Source organism: Mesorhizobium sp. M7A.F.Ca.CA.001.10.2.1, from assembly GCF_003998575.1.
GTDB lineage: Bacteria > Pseudomonadota > Alphaproteobacteria > Rhizobiales > Rhizobiaceae > Mesorhizobium.
In genome coordinates this window covers 1-3,920 of sequence record NZ_RZQY01000586.1, presented here as the reverse complement: position 1 = coordinate 3,920, position 3,920 = coordinate 1, and the positions used below count along the sequence as shown (strand labels likewise).

Below are 3,920 nucleotides of genomic sequence, written 5' to 3'. Positions count from 1 at the left end.
GGGGGAAACATCCAGAAGGTCGTTCTGGCGCGCGAATTCACCAACGGCGCCGATTTCCTGCTGATCGACCAGCCGACGCGCGGCGTCGACATCGGCGCCCAGGAGGCCATTCATGACGAGATCATGCGCCAGCGCGCCGCCGGCCGCGCAATCCTGCTGATTTCCGTGCAGCTCGACGAACTGGCCGCCCTTGCCGACCGCATCCTGGTGATGTTCAACGGGCGGATCATGGGCGAGGTCGCCGGCGACGAGGCCGACGAGGAGCGCATCGGCATGATGATGGCAGGCGTGGCCGTGCCGGAATTCGCCGCGGAGACCGCATCATGACAGACCATTTGCGTGCCGTTTCCGGCCAGGTGATCGCCATCGGCGTGGCGCTGCTGATGGGCGCGATCATCATCCTCATGGTCGGCGAAAGCCCGGTGCGTGTGTTCATGACGCTGTTGCGCGGCGCCTTCGGCGATCAGGAGAAGATCGCCGGGACCTTGCTGCAGACGACGCCGATCCTGATCTGCGGTGTCGCCGCCTGCATCGGCCTGCGCGGCGGCATGTTCAACGTCGGCATAGAGGGCCAGCTGTTCCTCGGCGGCTTCGCCGCCGCGTGGGTCGGCTTTGCCATGCCCCTGCCCGCGGGCATTCACACGCTGGCCGCGCTGGCGCTGGCGGTCGTGGCAGGCGCGGCCTGGGTCGCCATCCCCGCCTACTTCCGCGCCCGCTACAACACCAACGAAGTCGTCTCGACGATCCTGTCGAACTACGTGGCGGTGCTGCTCACGTCCTACTTCACCATCTTCCTGTTCAAGCGGCCGGGTGGCTGGTCGGAGACGCCGCCGATCCTGGCGACATCCTATCTGCCGGAGATCTTCACCTTTTCGCGGTTGAACTGGGGCCTGGTCATTGGCTTGGTGCTGGCGGTCGGCGCAGCCCTTGTCTTCCGCTACACCAAATGGGGTTACGGCGTCACGATGGTCGGTTCGGCGCCGAAATTCGCCGAATATGGCGGCGTCAACGTGAAACGGCAGGGTTTCCTGGTCCTGCTGCTTTCAGGGGCCGTCGGCGGGCTGGCCGGCGGCGTCGAGACGCTCGGCGTCCATCACCGCTTCATGGAAGGATTTGCCCCCGGTTTCGGCTTCGACGGGCTGATCGCCGCCCTGCTTGCCAATGGCTCGCCCGTCGCCACCATCTTCACCGCACTGTTCTTCGGCGCCCTGCGCAACGGATCGCTGCTGCTCGAGGTCGACACCAGCGCGTCGCGCGAAATCATCACCGTGATCCAGGCGCTGATCATCCTCAGCGTGTCGGCCCAGGTGCTGGTGAGAAAGCGTGGCGACAGCCAGGCAGGGGAGCGGCGATGGAAATTCTAGACAAGCTCATCAACGTCGCGCTGATCGCGGCGACGCTTCGCACCACCGCGCCCATCCTTCTGGTCGCGCTTGGCGGCTCGTTCACCACCAAGGCCGGCATCTTCAACATCGGCCTCGAGGGGCAGATGCTGGTCGGCGCCTTCTTCGCCGTCCTCGGGTCGATCTGGACCGGTTCCGCGCTGGCGGGGGTCGCCTGCGGCGTCGCGGCGGCGCTCGTCTTCGCCCTGGTTTTTGCTGTCCTGGTGGTGAGCTTCAAGGCCAATGAAGTGGTCGTCGGGCTGGCCCTCAACATCCTGGCCGGCGGCATGACAATCTCGCTGATGAAAGCGATCTTCGGCACGCGCGGCTCGATCGTCGGTCACGGCATCGTCGGCCTGCCGAAAGTCCAGCTGCCCGGTGCCCGCGACCTTCTCGGCTCGTGGGCGCCGCTGATCTCCGGCTTCACGCCGCTCGTCTATGTCGCCTTCATCGCGGTGCCGCTGCTGGTCGTCTGCTATACCAGGACGCGGCTCGGCCTCTATATCCGCGTCGTCGGCGAAAAACCGGAAGCCGCCGAGGCGCTTGGCATCTCGATCACCCGCGTCCGCTACATCGCATCGCTGCTTTGCGGATTGCTGGCGGGCCTCGCCGGCGCTCATCTGTCGCTCGGCTACATCACCATGTTCACCGAAAACATGTCGTCGGGCCGCGGTTTCATGGCGGTGGCGATCCTGATCTTTTCCAATGGCGATCCGCTGAAGGTGCTGGCCGGCTGCCTGCTGTTCGGCTTCGCCGATGCTTTTTCGTTGCGCCTGCAGACGTTCGGCTATCCCTCCTATCTGGTTCTCACCGTCCCCTATGTCGTCGCGCTGATCGCATTGTTCGCGCTGTCCTACCGGGCGCGTCCGAGGATTATCGCGGAGACGCTGGAATCGATGCGCAAGCTGCTGTCGGTCGACAAGAACACTGAAGCCGGCGGCAAAAATCCCCAGTGAAGGAAGCCTTTATGGAACGCATAATCCTCGACGTGGATTCGGCCGGCGACGATATTCTCGCCGTGCTGTTTGCGGCGATCAATCCGAAGCTGCGGCTCGAGGGCGTGACCACCGTGACCGGTGCCGCCGGCCCGATCGAGCAGGTCACCAATGTCGTCCTCAACACGCTGACGCTCGCCGGGCGTGACGATATCCCGGTTCACGCCGGCGCGTGGCGGCCGATCGTCGGCAACGCCAAGGCCGATATGGAAGCGCCGGTGCATTTCGAAAAGCGGCTTGTTGCCCGTTTCGGCGATCGCCTGAAGAAGTTCAACCCGCCGGCGCCGACGCCGGTGCGGCAGGCCACACCGGGACATGCGGTCGATTTCATCATCGGCACGGTCATGGCCAATCCGGGCGAGATCACGCTGGTGACGACCGGTCCGCTGACCAACGCGGCGATGGCGCTGTTGCAGGAGCCGGGATTGACCGGTGCACTGAAGCGGCTGATCGTGCTCGGCGGCAATTTCCAGACGCCGGGCAACATCACACCCTTGTCGGAGTACAACATCTGGGCCGATCCGGAGGCCTCGCGCATCGTGCTCAACGCCGATGTCGAGAAGATCCTCGTGCCGCTCGACATCTGCGAGGACAACCGCGTCGCCGATTCGATGCTGACGCGCGACGACATCGCCGACATGCAGGCCGTCGCGAGGGACAATCCCGTCCTTGAGATGATCGCCGACAGCTTCCCGATCTACATCGACATCTGGCGCGAATTCTTCGACCTCGTCGGGTTCCCGATGGACGACGTGATCACCGTGGCGCTGGCTTTCGATCCCGGCCTGGCGACGATGACCGAGCCGCTGTTCGCCGACGTCGTGCTCGACGGCAGGCTGGCGCGCGGCCAGACCGTCGCTTATCGCGGCCGGCAATTGCTGCCCGGCGGCGGGCCCAAGACCACCCGCATCTGCACCGGCCTGGACGGCCGGCGTTTCCTCGACGGCTTCAAGAAAACCATAGCGCGCTACGAGCGGGCGGCGTGAAAGACGACATGATGACCAAGCCAACTCCTATCCTGTTCGACTGCGACCCCGGCCACGACGACGCCATCGCGCTGGTCATGGCGCATCGCTCGCCGGCCATCGAACTACTCGGCGTCACCACGACCTGCGGCAATGCGGAAGTCGAGAAGACGACCGCCAATGCCTTGCGCATCCTGGAGTATATCGGCGCCGGCGAGGTGCCTGTCGCGCAGGGCTGTCACCGCCCGCTGGCGCGCCCGCTGGTGCTCGGCACCGCCGATGGCCCAAGCGGCCTCGAGGGCTCGCCCTACCTGCCGCAGGCGACGATCAAGCCGGTTGACCAGCACGCCGTCGATTTCCTGGCCGACAGACTGCGCGCCGCGCCCGAACCGATCCTGGTCGTTGCCACCGGCCCGCTCAGCAATATCGGCCTGATGATCCTCAAGCATCGCGACGTGCTGCCCAAGATCAAGGAGCTGATCTGGATGGGCGGCGTGTTCTACCGCAAGAGCGAGATCATCACGCCGACCGAGTTCAATGCGTTCTGCGACCCCGAGGCGCTGAAGATCGTTCTGGAC

At 65.1% G+C, this 3,920-nt stretch carries 4 protein-coding genes and 1 pseudogene; all 5 read left to right on the top strand.

What is annotated here, in order from left to right; all coding sequences use genetic code 11:
• Nucleotides 1–327 (top strand): annotated as a pseudogene (locus EN964_RS27830) (heme ABC transporter ATP-binding protein); the annotation flags it as partial.
• Nucleotides 324–1,364 carry an ABC transporter permease gene (locus EN964_RS27825; RefSeq protein ID WP_127272241.1) on the top strand — a complete coding sequence of 347 codons (1,041 nt, stop codon included), beginning with the start codon at nucleotides 324–326 and terminating at the stop codon, nucleotides 1,362–1,364. The pseudogene EN964_RS27830 and the gene EN964_RS27825, both read left to right, overlap by 4 nt.
• Entirely contained in the window at nucleotides 1,352–2,338 is a 987-nt protein-coding gene (locus tag EN964_RS27820; RefSeq protein WP_127271624.1) for an ABC transporter permease, read from the top strand. Before EN964_RS27825 ends, EN964_RS27820 begins: the two co-directional genes overlap by 13 nt.
• A gap of 11 nt (nucleotides 2,339–2,349) precedes the next feature.
• Nucleotides 2,350–3,363, top strand: coding sequence for a nucleoside hydrolase (locus tag EN964_RS27815; RefSeq protein WP_127272240.1), 1,014 nt, complete (start codon nucleotides 2,350–2,352; stop codon nucleotides 3,361–3,363).
• An 8-nt stretch (nucleotides 3,364–3,371) separates the two neighbouring features.
• On the top strand, nucleotides 3,372–3,920 hold a 549-nt coding region (locus tag EN964_RS27810), incomplete at its 3' end, for a nucleoside hydrolase (RefSeq protein WP_245490694.1).

Coding starts and splice junctions, on each gene's coding strand:
- EN964_RS27825 (WP_127272241.1), top strand. CDS start 324: ATGACAGACCATTTGCGTGCCGTTTCCGGCCAGGTGATCGCCATCGGC.
- EN964_RS27820 (WP_127271624.1), top strand. CDS start 1,352: ATGGAAATTCTAGACAAGCTCATCAACGTCGCGCTGATCGCGGCGACG.
- EN964_RS27815 (WP_127272240.1), top strand. CDS start 2,350: ATGGAACGCATAATCCTCGACGTGGATTCGGCCGGCGACGATATTCTC.